Origin of the sequence: Xenorhabdus sp. SGI240, from assembly GCF_040081915.1 — a bacterium.
In the GTDB taxonomy this organism is placed as follows: domain Bacteria; phylum Pseudomonadota; class Gammaproteobacteria; order Enterobacterales; family Enterobacteriaceae; genus Xenorhabdus; species Xenorhabdus bakwenae.
In genome coordinates this window covers 116,844-131,230 of the sequence record NZ_JBEBMB010000024.1, presented here as the reverse complement: position 1 = coordinate 131,230, position 14,387 = coordinate 116,844, and the positions used below count along the sequence as shown (strand labels likewise).

The 14,387-nt window shown below is 40.6% G+C and carries 14 protein-coding genes and 5 pseudogenes; 3 read left to right on the top strand and 16 right to left on the bottom strand.

Annotated features, from left to right (window positions below):
- On the bottom strand, positions 1–867 hold an 867-nt coding region (locus ABLA76_RS06125), incomplete at its 3' end, for an IS982 family transposase (RefSeq protein WP_348987255.1).
- A gap of 98 nt (positions 868–965) precedes the next feature.
- On the opposite strand from ABLA76_RS06125, the pseudogene ABLA76_RS06120 reads away from it, so the two are divergent.
- Positions 966–1,647 (top strand): annotated as a pseudogene (locus ABLA76_RS06120) (IS5 family transposase); the annotation flags it as partial.
- 18 nt (positions 1,648–1,665) lie between these two features.
- Here the strand turns inward: ABLA76_RS06120 and ABLA76_RS06115 are convergent.
- Genes ABLA76_RS06115 through ABLA76_RS06105 form a run of 3 tightly spaced genes read right to left on the bottom strand, consistent with a single transcriptional unit; the run spans position 1,666 to position 2,821 of the window.
- Positions 1,666–1,902, bottom strand: coding sequence for an ABC-three component system middle component 6 (locus ABLA76_RS06115; RefSeq protein ID WP_348987254.1), 237 nt, complete (start codon positions 1,900–1,902; stop codon positions 1,666–1,668).
- On the bottom strand, positions 1,889–2,437 hold the full coding sequence (locus ABLA76_RS06110) for an ABC-three component system protein (RefSeq protein ID WP_348987253.1): 549 nt from the start codon (positions 2,435–2,437) through the stop codon (positions 1,889–1,891). The genes ABLA76_RS06115 and ABLA76_RS06110 overlap by 14 nt, the downstream gene beginning before the upstream one ends.
- A gap of 21 nt (positions 2,438–2,458) precedes the next feature.
- Entirely contained in the window at positions 2,459–2,821 is a 363-nt protein-coding gene (locus tag ABLA76_RS06105; protein WP_348987252.1) for a hypothetical protein, read from the bottom strand.
- Between the two features lie 493 nt (positions 2,822–3,314).
- On the opposite strand from ABLA76_RS06105, the gene ABLA76_RS06100 reads away from it, so the two are divergent.
- Entirely contained in the window at positions 3,315–4,130 is an 816-nt protein-coding gene (locus ABLA76_RS06100; protein ID WP_348987251.1) for a PhzF family phenazine biosynthesis protein, read from the top strand.
- Positions 4,131–4,149: 19 nt separating this feature from the next.
- Here ABLA76_RS06100 and ABLA76_RS06095 read toward each other — a convergent pair.
- The 10 genes and pseudogenes from ABLA76_RS06095 to ABLA76_RS06050 form a co-directional block, all read right to left on the bottom strand.
- Positions 4,150–4,362, bottom strand: a pseudogene (locus ABLA76_RS06095) (IS630 family transposase); the annotation flags it as partial.
- A 216-nt stretch (positions 4,363–4,578) separates the two neighbouring features.
- Complete coding sequence (locus ABLA76_RS06090) at positions 4,579–4,908, bottom strand: hypothetical protein (RefSeq protein ID WP_348987250.1); 330 nt, start codon at positions 4,906–4,908, stop codon at positions 4,579–4,581.
- Positions 4,909–5,006: 98 nt separating this feature from the next.
- Positions 5,007–5,204, bottom strand: a pseudogene (locus ABLA76_RS06085) (phage major capsid protein); the annotation flags it as partial.
- Positions 5,205–5,322: 118 nt separating this feature from the next.
- On the bottom strand, positions 5,323–6,009 hold the full coding sequence (locus ABLA76_RS06080; RefSeq protein ID WP_348987249.1) for a hypothetical protein: 687 nt from the start codon (positions 6,007–6,009) through the stop codon (positions 5,323–5,325).
- Between the two features lie 115 nt (positions 6,010–6,124).
- Positions 6,125–6,439, bottom strand: coding sequence for a hypothetical protein (locus ABLA76_RS06075; RefSeq protein ID WP_340617053.1), 315 nt, complete (start codon positions 6,437–6,439; stop codon positions 6,125–6,127).
- Between the two features lie 89 nt (positions 6,440–6,528).
- The gene (locus tag ABLA76_RS06070; RefSeq protein WP_348987248.1) at positions 6,529–7,701 is read right to left on the bottom strand and encodes a hypothetical protein; all 1,173 of its coding nucleotides are present in this window, start codon (positions 7,699–7,701) and stop codon (positions 6,529–6,531) included.
- A gap of 283 nt (positions 7,702–7,984) precedes the next feature.
- Positions 7,985–8,449, bottom strand: a pseudogene (locus ABLA76_RS06065) (Hcp family type VI secretion system effector); the annotation flags it as partial.
- 489 nt (positions 8,450–8,938) lie between these two features.
- Positions 8,939–11,353 (bottom strand): primase-like DNA-binding domain-containing protein, encoded by a 2,415-nt coding sequence (locus tag ABLA76_RS06060; protein ID WP_348987247.1) that lies wholly within the window; start codon positions 11,351–11,353, stop codon positions 8,939–8,941.
- Positions 11,354–11,355: 2 nt separating this feature from the next.
- Positions 11,356–11,766 carry a hypothetical protein gene (locus ABLA76_RS06055; protein WP_348987246.1) on the bottom strand — a complete coding sequence of 137 codons (411 nt, stop codon included), beginning with the start codon at positions 11,764–11,766 and terminating at the stop codon, positions 11,356–11,358.
- Positions 11,756–11,950 carry a hypothetical protein gene (locus ABLA76_RS06050; RefSeq protein WP_348987245.1) on the bottom strand — a complete coding sequence of 65 codons (195 nt, stop codon included), beginning with the start codon at positions 11,948–11,950 and terminating at the stop codon, positions 11,756–11,758. Before ABLA76_RS06050 ends, ABLA76_RS06055 begins: the two co-directional genes overlap by 11 nt.
- 190 nt (positions 11,951–12,140) lie before the next feature.
- Between ABLA76_RS06050 and ABLA76_RS06045 the strand changes: the two genes are divergently transcribed.
- Positions 12,141–12,323, top strand: a complete 183-nt coding sequence (locus ABLA76_RS06045) for a YlcI/YnfO family protein (RefSeq protein ID WP_348987244.1) — start codon at positions 12,141–12,143, stop codon at positions 12,321–12,323.
- A 265-nt stretch (positions 12,324–12,588) separates the two neighbouring features.
- On the opposite strand, the gene ABLA76_RS06040 is transcribed toward ABLA76_RS06045, so the two are convergent.
- Positions 12,589–12,804: an AlpA family transcriptional regulator gene (locus ABLA76_RS06040; protein ID WP_348987243.1), complete on the bottom strand. Its 216-nt coding sequence runs from the start codon at positions 12,802–12,804 to the stop codon at positions 12,589–12,591.
- Positions 12,805–13,027: 223 nt separating this feature from the next.
- A pseudogene (locus ABLA76_RS06035) lies at positions 13,028–14,242 on the bottom strand (integrase arm-type DNA-binding domain-containing protein).
- Positions 14,243–14,387: the final 145 nt, after the last annotated feature.

The window sequence follows — 14,387 nt, the reverse complement described above, 5'->3', positions numbered from 1 at the left end:
ATCGCGTTCTCTTTTACCTTGTTTAAAATTAGCAAAAATGCCCAGTGTATGAGAAAGCAGTTTTCTGGCTATTCGATTACTCAAATGCCACAAATCCCGTGCCCAGCACTTCTCGATAGCAAATTGCCCAGCGAGTTGACCAATGACGGTTTCAATTAAGCGCCGTTTGGCATTAATGCGCTTTCTCGTTTCTCTGGGGACGGGGTCATGCATATTGGTACGCACCGGGGTTATCATTTCAATACCCGACTGCTTCATTTCCTGTTGAAATTCAACGCCTAAATAGCCTTTATCGCCGAGCAAACAGCCTTTTATTGGGCTAATCAAATCCCAAGCCGCTTCACGTTCACTCACATTGGCAGGCGTCAACGTGAACCCCGCCACGACGCCATTTTCATCTATCATGAGATGCCCTTTAAAGCCGTAGTAAGTTTCGTTTTTGGCGGCGCAGTACCCATAATCGGCTTGTCCTTTAAAGTTGGCACTGCCTTTCGCTCTTTTGAGTCCACAGATGGGTAACGGAAATCCGTCGATAATATGTACCGGCCTGTCGAACGCACCCAATAACCTCGCCAGCTTTTCTTGCAACTTTTGTTTAACAACCCAAAGATTCGCAACTTGTTTAGCAAAATTGGCGCGTGAACCCAGTCCCGGAAACCACTCGCGCCAGTGATCACGAAAATACGTCCAAATTCCTTTATCTGTTGAAAAACCTAAGAATTCACCCACCACTTCCATCGTGATGGCTTCCGCATCGCTCAGCTGTGGTGGATATCCCCGGCTTCTGAATCGAGTGCTTTGTTGTAACGCCGCTAAATTAGCGTCTACCCAACAAAACACCCAAATGATAAAATCTTGCTGTGACATAGCTTTTTGTTCCTTTATTTCTCTCAGTTTGGCGACTTAAAGTTATAAAGGACTGGCTATGTCATTTCAACTCACCATGAAAGTTGAGCATCGCGTTTTACGAGGTATTTTGTGGCCTCTTGTATCTGTTGAAAAGCGGGTGTCAATGGCGCATCCTGCCGTCCGATTTCCCTAAATGGCGTACTGTACATTATTACTACCAGATTTGGAGTGAACCCATGAATCCGGCTCTGTTTTGGCGCTGGCTTTAAAAAAATCAGGTTCAAGAAGCCAGACAAAAAAAACGGCCGTGACGCATTGAGCACGTTTTTAATTGTTGATGCACAAAGTGTCAAAAATACCGATACAGCGAAAAGCAAAGGCTATGATGCGGGGAAAAAGATTTCAGGGATAAAGCGCCATATCGTTGTTGATAGTCAAGGACTTCCTCACGCCATGATAGTCACAACGGCCAATGTGACTGACAGGGAAGGGGCACTGGATGCACTGGCCGGGCATCAGGCCAATCTGGAAAACTTAAAATGCCTTTTGGCGGATGGGGGATATACAGGTGATCGTTTTGCTTTGTCGATCAAACTGTTGTGTGGTGCTACCGTGCAAATTGCCCAACGTCATGAGTTACATAGGTTGATAGTCATTCCTAAACGTTGGGTTGTTGAACGCTCGTTCAGTGGGTTGGAAAAATGCAGACGGCTTTGGAAAAATTGTGAACGAAAACTGAATACCAGTTTGCAAATGATCAATTTAGCTTTCTTAGTGGTGTTATTAAAAAGACTCTGAACAGGTTGTAAGAGAAATCTAAGTAGCTTCATTGATAAAAACCTCTTTGCTATCGTAGCCAATAGCAGAAATGATATACAGCCAGTCCAACGCTAAAATTATGTGGTCTACAGAAACAGAAAGCTCTTTGGCCCCAACTTTCATTAGTTGAGTGATCGTCATACCCTCTCTTTTGCGCTCATGAAGCTTTTTCAGAATAAAGCCACCAATGTAGAGCACATTCATCTCTGGGTGAGAGCCTTTAGTTGGTAGCATTGTTAGGGTTCTCCAAGACACAGCATTCGACAAAGGCATGTGCAACAACAACGTTTAGGCCAATTTCTACTTGTTCTTTGTATTGAGTTACATTGGCTGAGTTGTAAACGAACTTCCTCAGTTGTTTGATTACATCGCTGATGATATTGTCAGCGTGCTGTCGTACTTGTGCTATGTCTGGTTCAAAAGAATCGACTTCATACTTCTCTAGCGAATTGCAGTACATTTCATTCAGCAACTCCATCGCTGTTTGTTTTCCGTTGATTATATCTTGTTCTACGAGAGTGTAGGCTCTTTCAATATGAGAGGAGTATGATTTGTATTGCAAGACTATACGACGCTTGGTTTTAAGCATGTTGTGGTCGATTTTTGTAGCAACACTAGCAGGAAAAGACCGATCAATGCGGTCAATCTTCACTTTAGCTGATGCAATATCACCAATGATAACGTTGATAATAGAGTCAACATTGTTTTCTGGTGACCCCACATTGTAGAATGTCTCCCTCGATCTTTTGAATGTCAAATCTTGTTTCACACATAGACAAACCTAGGACTCTTATTTGTTGTAAATAAAGTCGCCTTTGATTACACCTTGGTTAAAATTGTTTTGGCCATGTTGATGCACTTCTTGATAGTTATCGTGAAAATCGTTTTTTTCGATTTCGATTATTTTTTGTTCAAGATTTGTATTCTGGATCTTTAACTTGTTACTAGAGATCTCCAGAGACTCGTTCTTTTGCTGAAGAGTGTTGTTTTGAACCTTTAGATCGTTATGCGTGATATTTAGATCATTGAATTTCTGTTTAATCTTGGTCACATTGCTTTTTTGGACAAAGGCATAGATGCAGCTGACGACTGTACAGACCCAAGCGATAGCTACAAAAGGTGCACTGCCAAAGATTTCCCAAAATTCTTGCATTTCTTATCTCGACTTCTAGACATATGAACATACATTGTACAACTCATATGCATGGTGTTCCACTAAAAGGTGCATAACTCACTAATAACTATAAAAGAGTTTGTCTAGTCACCAAGCTGTTTCACTTCGAAGCCAAAGTATCTAAGAACTTTGGCCGTTCTGTAAGTATCCCATCCAAGCGGACCATGCGCTTTTAGATATCTGATCTAACGTGCCGTAACGTTCGCGATGTCTGCTTTTGGCACCAAACTGCCCGCAACAATAACCTCGGGCAGCGATGAGCGAGAAGCGGATATAATCTTTCAGAGTAGATAAGGCTCAGAAGTACCTTAAATGCGCCAAGACACGACTCTTTCGCCATGCGGTAAGTATCGCTACTCACTATCGAGGATCTGGAACACCTCAAAGCTGTATACACTTTTTATTGAATTACATCCGTAGTGCGGAAAGTGCTATGCTAATTAAGGTTAATTAAACAAAAAGGATATTTTTGATGAATTATCGTTTTAACCAAGTGAATGTATTTTCTAGCGATACTCTTAAAGGTAATCCTCTGGCGGTTGTTTTTTGTGATGACGAATGTATATCTGAGAAAGATATGAAATCCTTAGCAAGATGGACGAATCTAAGTGAAACGGTCTTTATATTCCCGCCCTCTCACCCTAAGGCTGACTATAAGGTGAGAATTTTTACTCCACTGGAGGAACTCCCGTTTGCCGGGCACCCCTCGATAGGCTCTTGTTATAGCTGGTTAGATGGTCAAAACAAAAAGGTTATCTATCAGGAGTCAGCTATTGGCATTGTGGAGATCCGACAAATGGATGGCATGTTATATTTTGAAGCACCACCTCTACAAACTAAAAGACCGTTTACATTGGCCGAACTTGACTTACTTTATAAATCAACCAACTTAAAAGCTGAAGATGTGGTTTCGAGCTGTGTTCTTAATAACGGACCAATCTGGCATTCCGTATTAATTAAATCTCCGGAAAAGCTCATGGGCATATATCCTGACTATTCTGAAATGGTTGGGGTTTATCTTGGAGTATGCGCTCTTTCAGATGATAAAAATTCATTGCATGTCAGGGCTTTTGTCGGTAGTGAGCAAACTGAGGACCCGGTTACGGGTAGCCTTAATGCGGTTCTTGCCCAATGGCTAACTATTAATAAATATATTCCTGCTGAATACACATCCTTTCAAGGTTCTTCAGTTGGAGCGAACGGTGAGGTATTTATCCGCCTTGTTGATAAAAAAATATTTGTCGGTGGTAAAACTAATTTTGTTATCAGGGGTGAGATAAGCCTCTAAATAGCTGATCCTAATTATGCTACATTCTTGCCATTCCATGCCCATTCCCAGAGTAGGGGGATACCGTATTCATAAAATGCTTAACTTGCCTGAGAAGTTGCCACATATATCGGCATTTGTGGTTTCGGGTTATCGTTTCATGTAAGGCATGCCAAAGTTTCTCAACCACATTAACCCAAGGCGAGTAGACAGGCTGGAATAACAGATTGAATTTAGGGTTTTTCTTTAACCACAACAGCATCGCCATGAGTCGGCGGGCATAACCTTTATCGGAAGTTCGCTGAATTTCTTTTTGCATTCTGCGGCGTTCAGGGCGGGGGATTGGTGCTATGATAGACATAGCTCAGTCATGTTAGTCATTTGTGATAGTTAGCAATTGATCAGATCGCTAAATTTGGACTGAGTTCCTTTCTTTTTGATTTTTTCCGTGATCTACTATTAGGAGCAGCTATTTAGATATGGCCTTCCGAAGCGATGATAAAGCCCTGTTTCTTTTTTCTGCCTTTTTATTCCTTTTCTCTTCTTCAATCTGTTTAAAATGCTCGATTTTCTTAATTTCAAGTTCTGAGTGATAAATCCATTTGTACTTGACGAGATTATCTCTTACCAGAGAAATCCATTCAGAGATGCTATTACCTTCAGCAAGAGGAAAGTAGTACTCAATTGAGTCAATCTGTTGGTCAATATAATACTGTTCTTTATCCTCATCACATTTGTGAGTAACGCAGACTTCAATAGCTACACCGCCAGTCTCTGTCGCAAGATATACGTCTGCCAAGTAGGGCCCGATCCTGTATTCGAGTGCTGACTCTTTAACTTCAGTTGTTAGGCTGGGAACGACAATATCTGTCTCGTCGATGGTTGGTTCTTGGCCTGATTGCGTTCCTCATCAGATAACGCCTCATAACGAGCAATTTCGGTATTGAGCGCGTCAGACTGATTACGCAGTTCATCGAACTGTTTGGCTTCATCGGCATTCAGTGAACGTTTTTCGTTTTCGACTTTGGTAAGCAGCGAACGCATTTGATGGGTTAAATCGGCTTTTTGTTGGCGTAATTCGAGTAGTTTTTTCATGGTGTTTTTAATATCAGTTCTTTTCAGGAAAATATATTTAACAACATGACAAGAAATAAAAAAGCTCTCGTAAGATGAGAGCTAAACAAGCAAAAATATGAGAACAAATAATTTACAATTATTTACCTTTTTCACTTGGTATAACGCTGGGATTTACAAAACTAAAGTATGGATAAAACTTATAGCACGCTTTATTATTTTTCCTTAAATAGGCTGTATTTGTCTTTGTTCCTCCACAATCAGATGTAGCATAAGCGTCTATTCTAAGAGCTATATTAAGTAATGGATCGCTTATATAAGCAACTGGGATAGTTAAAGGCAATATGATCACAAGAATACACATTGACTTATTAGATAATTTTACGAAAGAATTATTATTGATATTTTCAATCCAATGAAAAGGAAGAAAGTTAGAGAAAAATCCAATTAACCAATTAATTAGCGGGGAGAAAATGACCCACACAATAATAAAAGCAAGCAATAAAAAAAACTGAAAAATTATACTTATTATCCAAGGCGAATATGTTAGGTAATCCTTTTCAACTTTAAGTTCATAATTCAACCACTTAATACTGATAATATAGGATGTAGATAATATAATTAATTGATAAAATTTTTTGAAATATTTACTGAGTATGTATTTTATGCTATTCCATTCTGGCATCAGACTTATAAAGCTACCTAAATATATTATGCCAAATGCCACCCATACATTCCCGAAATACATACTTATTAAAGAAACACCATATAAAAATAACGTAACAAAAAAACCATATCGTTGTTTTTTATTGTTAATGTTATTCACCATCACTCCTATTTTATTATTTAATGTTCGTAATTTTTAAAAAATTACTCTGTTTTTTATGCTTTTTAAGTTGAAGCCATAATGAATGGCGAATTAAATCGCCATTCTGATTATGTTATTTATCTTTTACTTTTATAGTATAAGTTTTGTGGACTCCCCCTCCACTTGCAAACATTGTTCCATTAACCCTGCTTACTACTGTTATGTGTATATCGCCTACTTTCGATGGTTTGCCACTTATTATTAGGTGATTAAAGTTTTCTGATATTTCTTCTTTACCATCAAGTAAAAATTTTCTTTTAAGAGGACTCCATGTTATTCCTGAATTAGCCGGTTCTATGGTGACTGGTGTTCCTTCTATAACATATGCACTGCCTCCTTTTATATGTATAGAAGCATGATAATTTTTACCTACAGTGGCATCAGGCAAGTAGTTCCCTTCGGGATAGATAGATACCGAAACTGAGCTACATGATGCAGTCAATATAATAAAAATTAAAAATATTATTTTTTTCATTTTTATTTAAGTGGCTTAAAAACCAATCCTCCAAAAGTGTGTTCAATAAAGTAATCATACGATGAGTTAATTTTCACCCAAGGTTTAACTTTTCCCCATGAAAATAATATGATATCTACACACCCATTCGCATCTTTTTCTGCTTTACTTCTCCAAGAAATCCAGTGGTTTTTTCCTGATGTTTCTTCCATATTTTCTAACATACCAGCAGAAATTAAGGAAACCACATGATAACCTTGATCAATATAACCATTCAGTGTTTCAATGTCTTCTTTATTACTATGCATCAAACTAATATTACTAAATATTTTTTCATAGCCCGCTTTTTCAAACCACTCAGTCAATTTCCCCCACATAGTCACACCAGCAGCCTGATCATCAACTTCATCATAGCTGAAAATCATATTTTCTGAGTCTCTTAAGCTCGCCAGTGTTATCCAATCTAATCCTGATATTCTTGAACCATATTGGTCATAAAAAGAACCTTTAGGGTGAAGACAACCATCACCCGGCTTAATTTCTAATTGGCCTATTTTAGTTTTGCCATATTTCCATAACTCATGAGCGGCTTGTTCATAAATATCCGGTCTGTCCATTTGTAAACAATAAAAAAATGCAGCAGGACCACATAAACTTGCATCACCCTGAGTTGGATAATTTTTTTTAGATAGCCTATCCTGAATTTGTGATTCAATTTTACTTTTCTCAAATGGATCATCTTTGTGACCAATTGGATATTCTTTAGCAATAAAAGGTCGTTCGGGAACAGTCAGTTTTAATTCAACGGTATTATCTCCATCGCTGACCGGTTTTGTTTCAATCGTGCTTTCAAAATAACACGCATTTTCCCGTTTCTTTTCTGAACAGGCTTTACCTGTTACAAACTCACCCAGTGTATACATCTTTTTAAAAGGGGCTTGCAATGCCTGAATCGTATTTGAACCATGTTTGCGATAAAGCATGATTTGCATAATATAAGTCACGGAAAGATCGTCGTCTGTTTCCTGAGTGACATGCTGTTGAGTTTCATAATTGCTCTGTAATTGTGCCTGAAAAATATCAAGCAATATATGATAGCTTCCCCCTTCGTCCTGACGATAAATAATCAAATCATAAAGTAACTTTTCAGCAGGTACATTCGATTCTATTTTTGTGTAAACGGTATAGGTCGGCATGGTATTAATCCTTTAGAATATGAAAACTCAGGTTCTTTTTGTCATCAGTGAGATGCCATTGAGTAAAACCTTGTTTATCGGTCTTCCCTTCTTTTATCTGACTATCTGGCAGACAAACCCGATACTTGCGTTCGGTTAAAAGATTGCCGTCATCATCCACACAACGATAACGAGCATGATGTTTAGCGGGTTTTACCGGAGTCTCTTCAACCAGCGGCTTCTTAAGTGGCTTAACATTCGAGAACCCAGACAATAGTGGCCTGCCTTCTTCACGCCCGGATAATTGCGTAATGCTATAACCCGATGTGCCCGCGGTAAGATGCCGGCATGAAATAGACTTATAATCAATCTGCACTGTTTCATACGGTATCTGGTCATTACTGTCTATCGAATGAGGATAATGACAGGTAAAATCAACAATGGTTGCCCCTGTCAGTTTGATTTCATAAAAGGCTTCTAATTGCCCCAATTGACTGGTTCGGTAACACAAAAAAACGGCCTCTAACAATTCATTACCGTCAATTGCCATTGCTAAGAGTGGCGAGGATTTATCAATAGGCTTGGTAAAGCTAACGGGGTGATGATGCGCGTTCTGGTCGCGGCTCACTGAATGGCGGATACTCAATATCTGTATTTCGTCTTCCCGACCTGCCTGATAGCGATTTCCAATGGATTCAGGCGTTGAGCACCCGGCTGAAATTAACCCCTGTTTCTTGCCTTTGAGTGACAAGTAAATAATATGCGACATCTTGTCTCCTGTAATCTGACTTCCGAAAAATACCGAATAAATGAAGCAGAATACAACAGGAATATTTATCTATTCTAGCTTGAGTGAAAGGGCAGCAATGAATTTGTGATTAATCTCTGTTTTTAAAGTAAATCAGAAGATTACATTGCTTAAATTTCTGGTAGCACCAAATCAGCCTGATACCTTATTTTACGTCTTTTGATTTATCTGGCTTTTATTTACCTGCCAGAGATACCCCCCTATAAATCTTTTTCGCCCTCTCAGTTATGCACCCTCTGCACAATCCACCGAAAGCCTTGCTACATCTGGGTTTGTGGCAATTAATATGATATTCATTAACTGTATCCTCTGTTCACCCCTTTTTTATCCTAATGAAGAGAATGTATATTTGATGTATAGCTAAAAAATAACTATACATCTATTATTTTCTTTTAAATACAGATAGATATTTAAAAAGGTGTAGGGAATGCAGACTAAAACCTAAAAAGTTTATAGAGGGGATTTAAAGTCCCTGCATTCAGGTACAGACGGCAACCACTCTTCGGCTTCTTCTGACAACTCAACATTATAAGAGTAACCTTTCTTGGTTCGCACTTTCCGATACTCCTTCCGGTATTCCAGCATAATTTTGGGCAGCGACTCGCCGAACTTGGTCAGTGTCAGCGGGCGTTCAAAGCCGTGCGCTTCCATAAAAGAAAGATAAGCGTGATACAGGTACAATCTCGGTGCGCGTGGGCTGATGTTCTTATTGCCCATCTTCATCCCTGTTGCATCATTGACAGTCACCAGATAACCGCAAAAGCGATATAACGGATCTGAATTACTTTTTACCGTTAATGCTTCATTAGAATCGCGTTGCGCCTGTAGCAGCTTTTTAGCCTTGTTCTGGTCGGCAAATTCCGTTAATAAGTGGCGGATAATCACAGGCAGTTCCCGGCTGATTTTCTCCGGCAAGTGCGGATCTTTCTCTGACTCTTTGACTGGGATATTAAACGGGAATATCACCCGCCGTCGCGCAATGCCACCATTGCGTTCTGTAAAGCTCATCGGTTCATTATTGGTGGCTAATACAACCGCTTTGATTACTGTAGAAAATTGTTTTTCGTATTTCCCATCGACTTCGATTAAGTCGCCGCCTGTAATGGCTTTTATGCCAGCACCTTCACCAACATATTTAACCTGATCGGGCAACGTAATCAGGCTTTTTCCGACAAACTGATAACGGCCTCTCGCTTCATCCAGCGCTCTCATATTGCCACTGGCGGTATTGTGCTTGCCTGCCAATAAGGTCGCTATATAGGTAAAGATGCTTTTACCGCTGCCGCCTTCACCTGTCACTTCAATAAATAGCTGCCAGTCATAACGGTTTGCCAGAATCATAAACAAGGCCGCTTTGATGCGATTCATTTTGTGCTCATTGCTCCCCGCCGCATGGGATAGCCAGCGGTAAAAATCAGGGGCATGTTCCGGCAAGTTTTCACCCATCTCAGGCGGCGTAAAGGCAATGCCATTATGATTGATGAGCCAGTGTTCTGGCTGGTGCGGGGTAAATTGCTGTGTCGATAAATCATACACACCATTGCGAAAGCCGATTAAATCCTGCCGCTGTTCGCCGATAACCGGTACTTGTAATTTCATGGCACAAATAGCGTTATTGATCCCATTCGGGCTATAAGGGGTTTCGTGCTGGTCAAAAATGGCAACCATTGCGCGGCGCAGCACGTTATCTGATACGGTTTCCCAAGTTGTACCGTTATAGTGATAAACCATTTCACTATCAGGATCTACCGCCACGTTGCCATAGCGTTCAACTAACAACGCCCCGCGCTGACTGGCTGCCATTTGTGCCAGATTATTGCTGGCCTTTTTGGGCTTCTCTTCTTGGATCACTACAGCTTCTGTTTCCACTAGTCTTTTCTCCCCTACCTGATATAACCCGTGGCTGAATGCCTGCTTTGCTGCCTCAATGCCATGATGCTGGCGATAATCGTCCCAATCAGCTTTCAATGCCGTTGGCGGTAGCGTTACCCAGCCGTTAATCGCTATAGCGGCTTTCTCTGCCGCTATCTTGCCAACATTCTTTTTTAGCCTGCCGTTTTTGTCCCGCTCTTCCGGTTTGTGCCAATCATTATCAGCAGCAATGATGATTTTCGCGTCTGGCCATTGCGCCCTGACTTGCTCAGAAACAGTCAGTAAATTACTTTCATCAATGGCTGCCAGTACCATACCTTTATGTAACTGCCTGACCGTTAGCGCGGTGGCGTAACCTTCGGTAATGATGAAAGTGTCTAGCGTTCCGGTAATTTTGGATAAGGGGATAAAACTGCCTTTTTTCTGCGTGCCAGCCACAAGACGTTTTTCACCGTTCGGCTTAATGACCTGTGCGCCCGTGATTGTGCCATCCAATGCCTGAGTGACCAGCAATAACGATCCATCTTTCAATAGTCGCTGATTGGGGCATTTCAGCCCCTTTTTAGTCAGATATTGAGATTCACCCGTAACCGTGCTGGCAACCAGTGCCGCAATGCGTTCAGCAATCGGCTTTGTCGTTGTTGGTTGCTCTTTAACGGGTTTAGGTTCGGGAAAAGGCATTACCAGCACCTCAGCCACCAGCTTAGCAGCTGCAAAAACCGTGACCCCTTTGCTTCTCGCTACCAAGTCCAGCCCATCACCGTGATTCGGTTCATCACACTGGCGACAATGCCAGTCGCCATGATGGTTATCATCGATAAAGTGAAAACGGTCAGTGCCGCCGCATATCTGGCAAGCGCCATGCTTGCCTCTTGCCGGAACGTCAATCCCACAGGCGGGCAATAAAAGTTGCCAGTGACTGGCGGCGGATTGTTTAACCGCTCGGATTACGTCAATCGGACGACTTTTCTGGTTATTCTTTCCTTGACTCATGATTACTCATCCTCGCCATTAACTGCTGCATAAAGCGAATAGTAGACTTCCTGATTGATGTCACAGGCCAGAGAAAGCAAATCATGTAATTCTTCCGAACAGTGTTGGCTAGCCTGCTCAAGAATGACCTCATATAAAGAGGTACATAAACCCGCACGAAATGAAGCCTGACCTAATGGATCGGATTTCCTGTATAAAATGCAATTTAATAATTTATTCATCGGTGGCTGCGGAGCATGTTTCAACAGGGCGTGGTGAACCTCCTGATGAACGCCATGCGCCAATGCAATCAGGTTATTTAAATTGGTTTCGCAGCGTTCATCTTTGGCTTTTTTGGCAATGAATGTAAAAAGTGAAATACCCAGATTTGCACGATGCAGCGCTTGTTTTAGTGAGATGGGTTTATTGCTCATGGTGTGCCTCCTGACGTGATACGAAGATCAGAGAGGAGATGCCAGCCAATAGGCGATCTTCATTTTCACTACTTGCCAGAACAATAACCAAGCGCAATGGGTAAAGATCCACCAGCCGATGAGTACCGGATGCAATTAGGAATGTAAATTTTAGGTGAGTTTGGTTAGACTGTGTGTCAGCCATAGCGTAAGTCTCCTTTACGTTGTGGTTAGACGCCTCGATAGTGGTTCCAAGCACTTCGGGGCGTTGTCTTTTCTGCCTTGAATCACTCAAGGTGCGATTCACTTTACTTGCAATTGAATCGCACTTCAATTCTTTTTTTATAATTCCTTTTGTGTATACTGAATCGCACCTATATATAAGGAGTTCAGCAATGGCAACAGGTTCTAAGAATGCTAAGTCACAACAATTAAACGCAAGATTTCCACATGAAGTTGTAGAAGAAATGGAAAAATACATTGCAGAAGGCGAAAACAAAGCACAGTTTATCGTTACCTCTGTCAAAGCTGAGATCAAACGCCGCCAGCGCAAAGCTAAAACATCATCTGAGCAATAACTAATTAATCGATAATAAATCCAGTAGTTAGCTATTTCTTTGAAAGAGAATAAATTAAGGATAGCATTCGCAGTGTTATCCTTTTCTTTTTCAGTCCAATCAACCGCAATATAATTAATGAAAATATCGCATACCTGATTTTTGATGTATAAAATACCATCACGGTTATTAGCCATGTTTTTATTTATCATTTTTTATTTGCTGTTTTTTTATTCATGGTGAGAGAATGTATTTTCTCTGCTTATCAGTTAGTATATTTTTTTCTTTATGAAATTTCACCACGAGATTCAGTAATACGCTTAGCTATCCAGCTATCAACTTCTGACTCAATAAAAGCAATTGAACGAGAGCCAATTTTAACTTGTTTGGGAAATTTATTTTCCCCAATAAGTTTATAAAGCCACGCTTTGCTGTAACCAGTTCTGCGTTGAACTTCTGGCAAGCGAATAAGATTTTCTTTAGGTATAGTAATTGTTGACATCTTTTCCCCGTTAGTTTGTCTATATTTGATGTTTCTGGACGTTGTTAGAACAGGGATAATTAAACAGAATTTATAATGTGAGATCATCACACTGAAATAGTGCTTTGTTTCATACAAAGAACCAAATATGTTTTGTAGTCCACAAAATAACCATTTATGATTAAAAAAAATCATAAATAGTCATATATTAAACAACAAAGATAATTATTTTGTATTTATTCAGTTAAGCACGTTTCTTAAATTTTCCATGTATCACATTCTCTCCGAATTCGAGTGCTTCCATATAATCCGCATACCATTGCAGCATTTCCCTACGACCATCCAGATATTGGGCGTGATTATAAGTGCCTCGTATACTGTTTTTATCAACATGAGCGAGCTATGTTTCAATCCAAGCAGTGTTATAGCCCTGTTCATGTAAGATTGTGCTCATAGTGTGGCGGAATCCATGACCTGTAGCTTTCCCACCATAACCAATACGTTTAAGAACCTGATTAATAGCGGCTTCACTCATCGGCTTACCTGCATCATTCCTGCCATGAAAAGCAAAGTTAAATCGGCCTGTGATCGCCTCCAACTCTCTCAGCAAAGCCAAAGCCTGCTCAGAAAGCGGGACAATATGAGGCCGACGCATTTTCATGCGTTCTTGTGGGATTTCCCAAATTGCTTTATCGAAATCAATTTCTGCCCAAGTAGAGGCTCGCAGTTCTATTGTTCTTAATCCGGTCAGTAAAAGTAATTTGGTAGCAATTTGAGTAATCTTACTTCCGCTATAGAGGGAAAGTGCCTGTAGGAACGCGGGTAATTCATCAACCTTCAAATGCGGGAAATGTTTGGCTTTAGGTGTTGCTAATGCTCCAGCCAGTTCAGCAGCAGGATTATATTCTGCTCTTCCCGTGACAATTGCATATCTGAAAACTTGGTTACATGCCTGTCTGATCTTTTTCAACTTATCGAGAACGCCGCGCTGTTCCATTTTGCGCAAAACAGTGAGCATGTCTAAGGGCTTAATATCGGTGATGGCTTGCTTGCCGATGTAAGGGAAAATATCTTTTGTGAAGCCTTCTAAAAGGTCTTCTGCGTACCCCTTTGACCAGTTGGGAGCCTTATAAGCGTGCCACTCAAGGGCGATTTTGTCGAAGCTGTTATTTACGATGAGAGCCTTTTCTCTTTTTTCCTGCTTTTTAACTTGCCCCGGATCATCGCCATTTACCAATATTTTTTTAGCATCTTCTCTTTTGTTTCTGGCTTCTGCTAACGTTACGGTGGGATAAGTGCCAAATGCTAATCTCTTCTCTTTGCCTGCAAAGCGATATTTTAACCGCCAACATTTGGAACCATTCGGAAAAATTTCTAAGTACATGCCCCCACCATCGGAGAGTTTGTACGTTTTTTCTTTGGGCTTTGCAGTGTCTATCTGTCTGGCTGTCAACTTCATGTGGGGGCATCCATTTTGATTGAACCTAACAATGCCCCCAGAGATCTGTAGATTTCAACATACCTTACTAGACTACAGGAGAACAGGAAAAGGCTAATACTGCGTATTTACTGGGATTTTGTGGACTTTGGAAGACGTTGCGATA

Bases quoted from the DNA above. Each gene is read 5' to 3' on its own strand.
- ABLA76_RS06105 (WP_348987252.1), bottom strand. From the start codon at position 2,821: ATGCAAGAATTTTGGGAAATCTTTGGCAGTGCACCTTTTGTAGCTATC.
- ABLA76_RS06060 (WP_348987247.1), bottom strand. From the start codon at position 11,353: ATGAGTCAAGGAAAGAATAACCAGAAAAGTCGTCCGATTGACGTAATC.
- ABLA76_RS06045 (WP_348987244.1), top strand. From the start codon at position 12,141: ATGGCAACAGGTTCTAAGAATGCTAAGTCACAACAATTAAACGCAAGA.
- ABLA76_RS06050 (WP_348987245.1), bottom strand. From the start codon at position 11,950: ATGGCTGACACACAGTCTAACCAAACTCACCTAAAATTTACATTCCTA.
- ABLA76_RS06070 (WP_348987248.1), bottom strand. From the start codon at position 7,701: ATGCCGACCTATACCGTTTACACAAAAATAGAATCGAATGTACCTGCT.
- ABLA76_RS06100 (WP_348987251.1), top strand. From the start codon at position 3,315: ATGAATTATCGTTTTAACCAAGTGAATGTATTTTCTAGCGATACTCTT.
- ABLA76_RS06115 (WP_348987254.1), bottom strand. From the start codon at position 1,902: ATGCTACCAACTAAAGGCTCTCACCCAGAGATGAATGTGCTCTACATT.
- ABLA76_RS06040 (WP_348987243.1), bottom strand. From the start codon at position 12,804: ATGTCAACAATTACTATACCTAAAGAAAATCTTATTCGCTTGCCAGAA.
- ABLA76_RS06055 (WP_348987246.1), bottom strand. From the start codon at position 11,766: ATGAGCAATAAACCCATCTCACTAAAACAAGCGCTGCATCGTGCAAAT.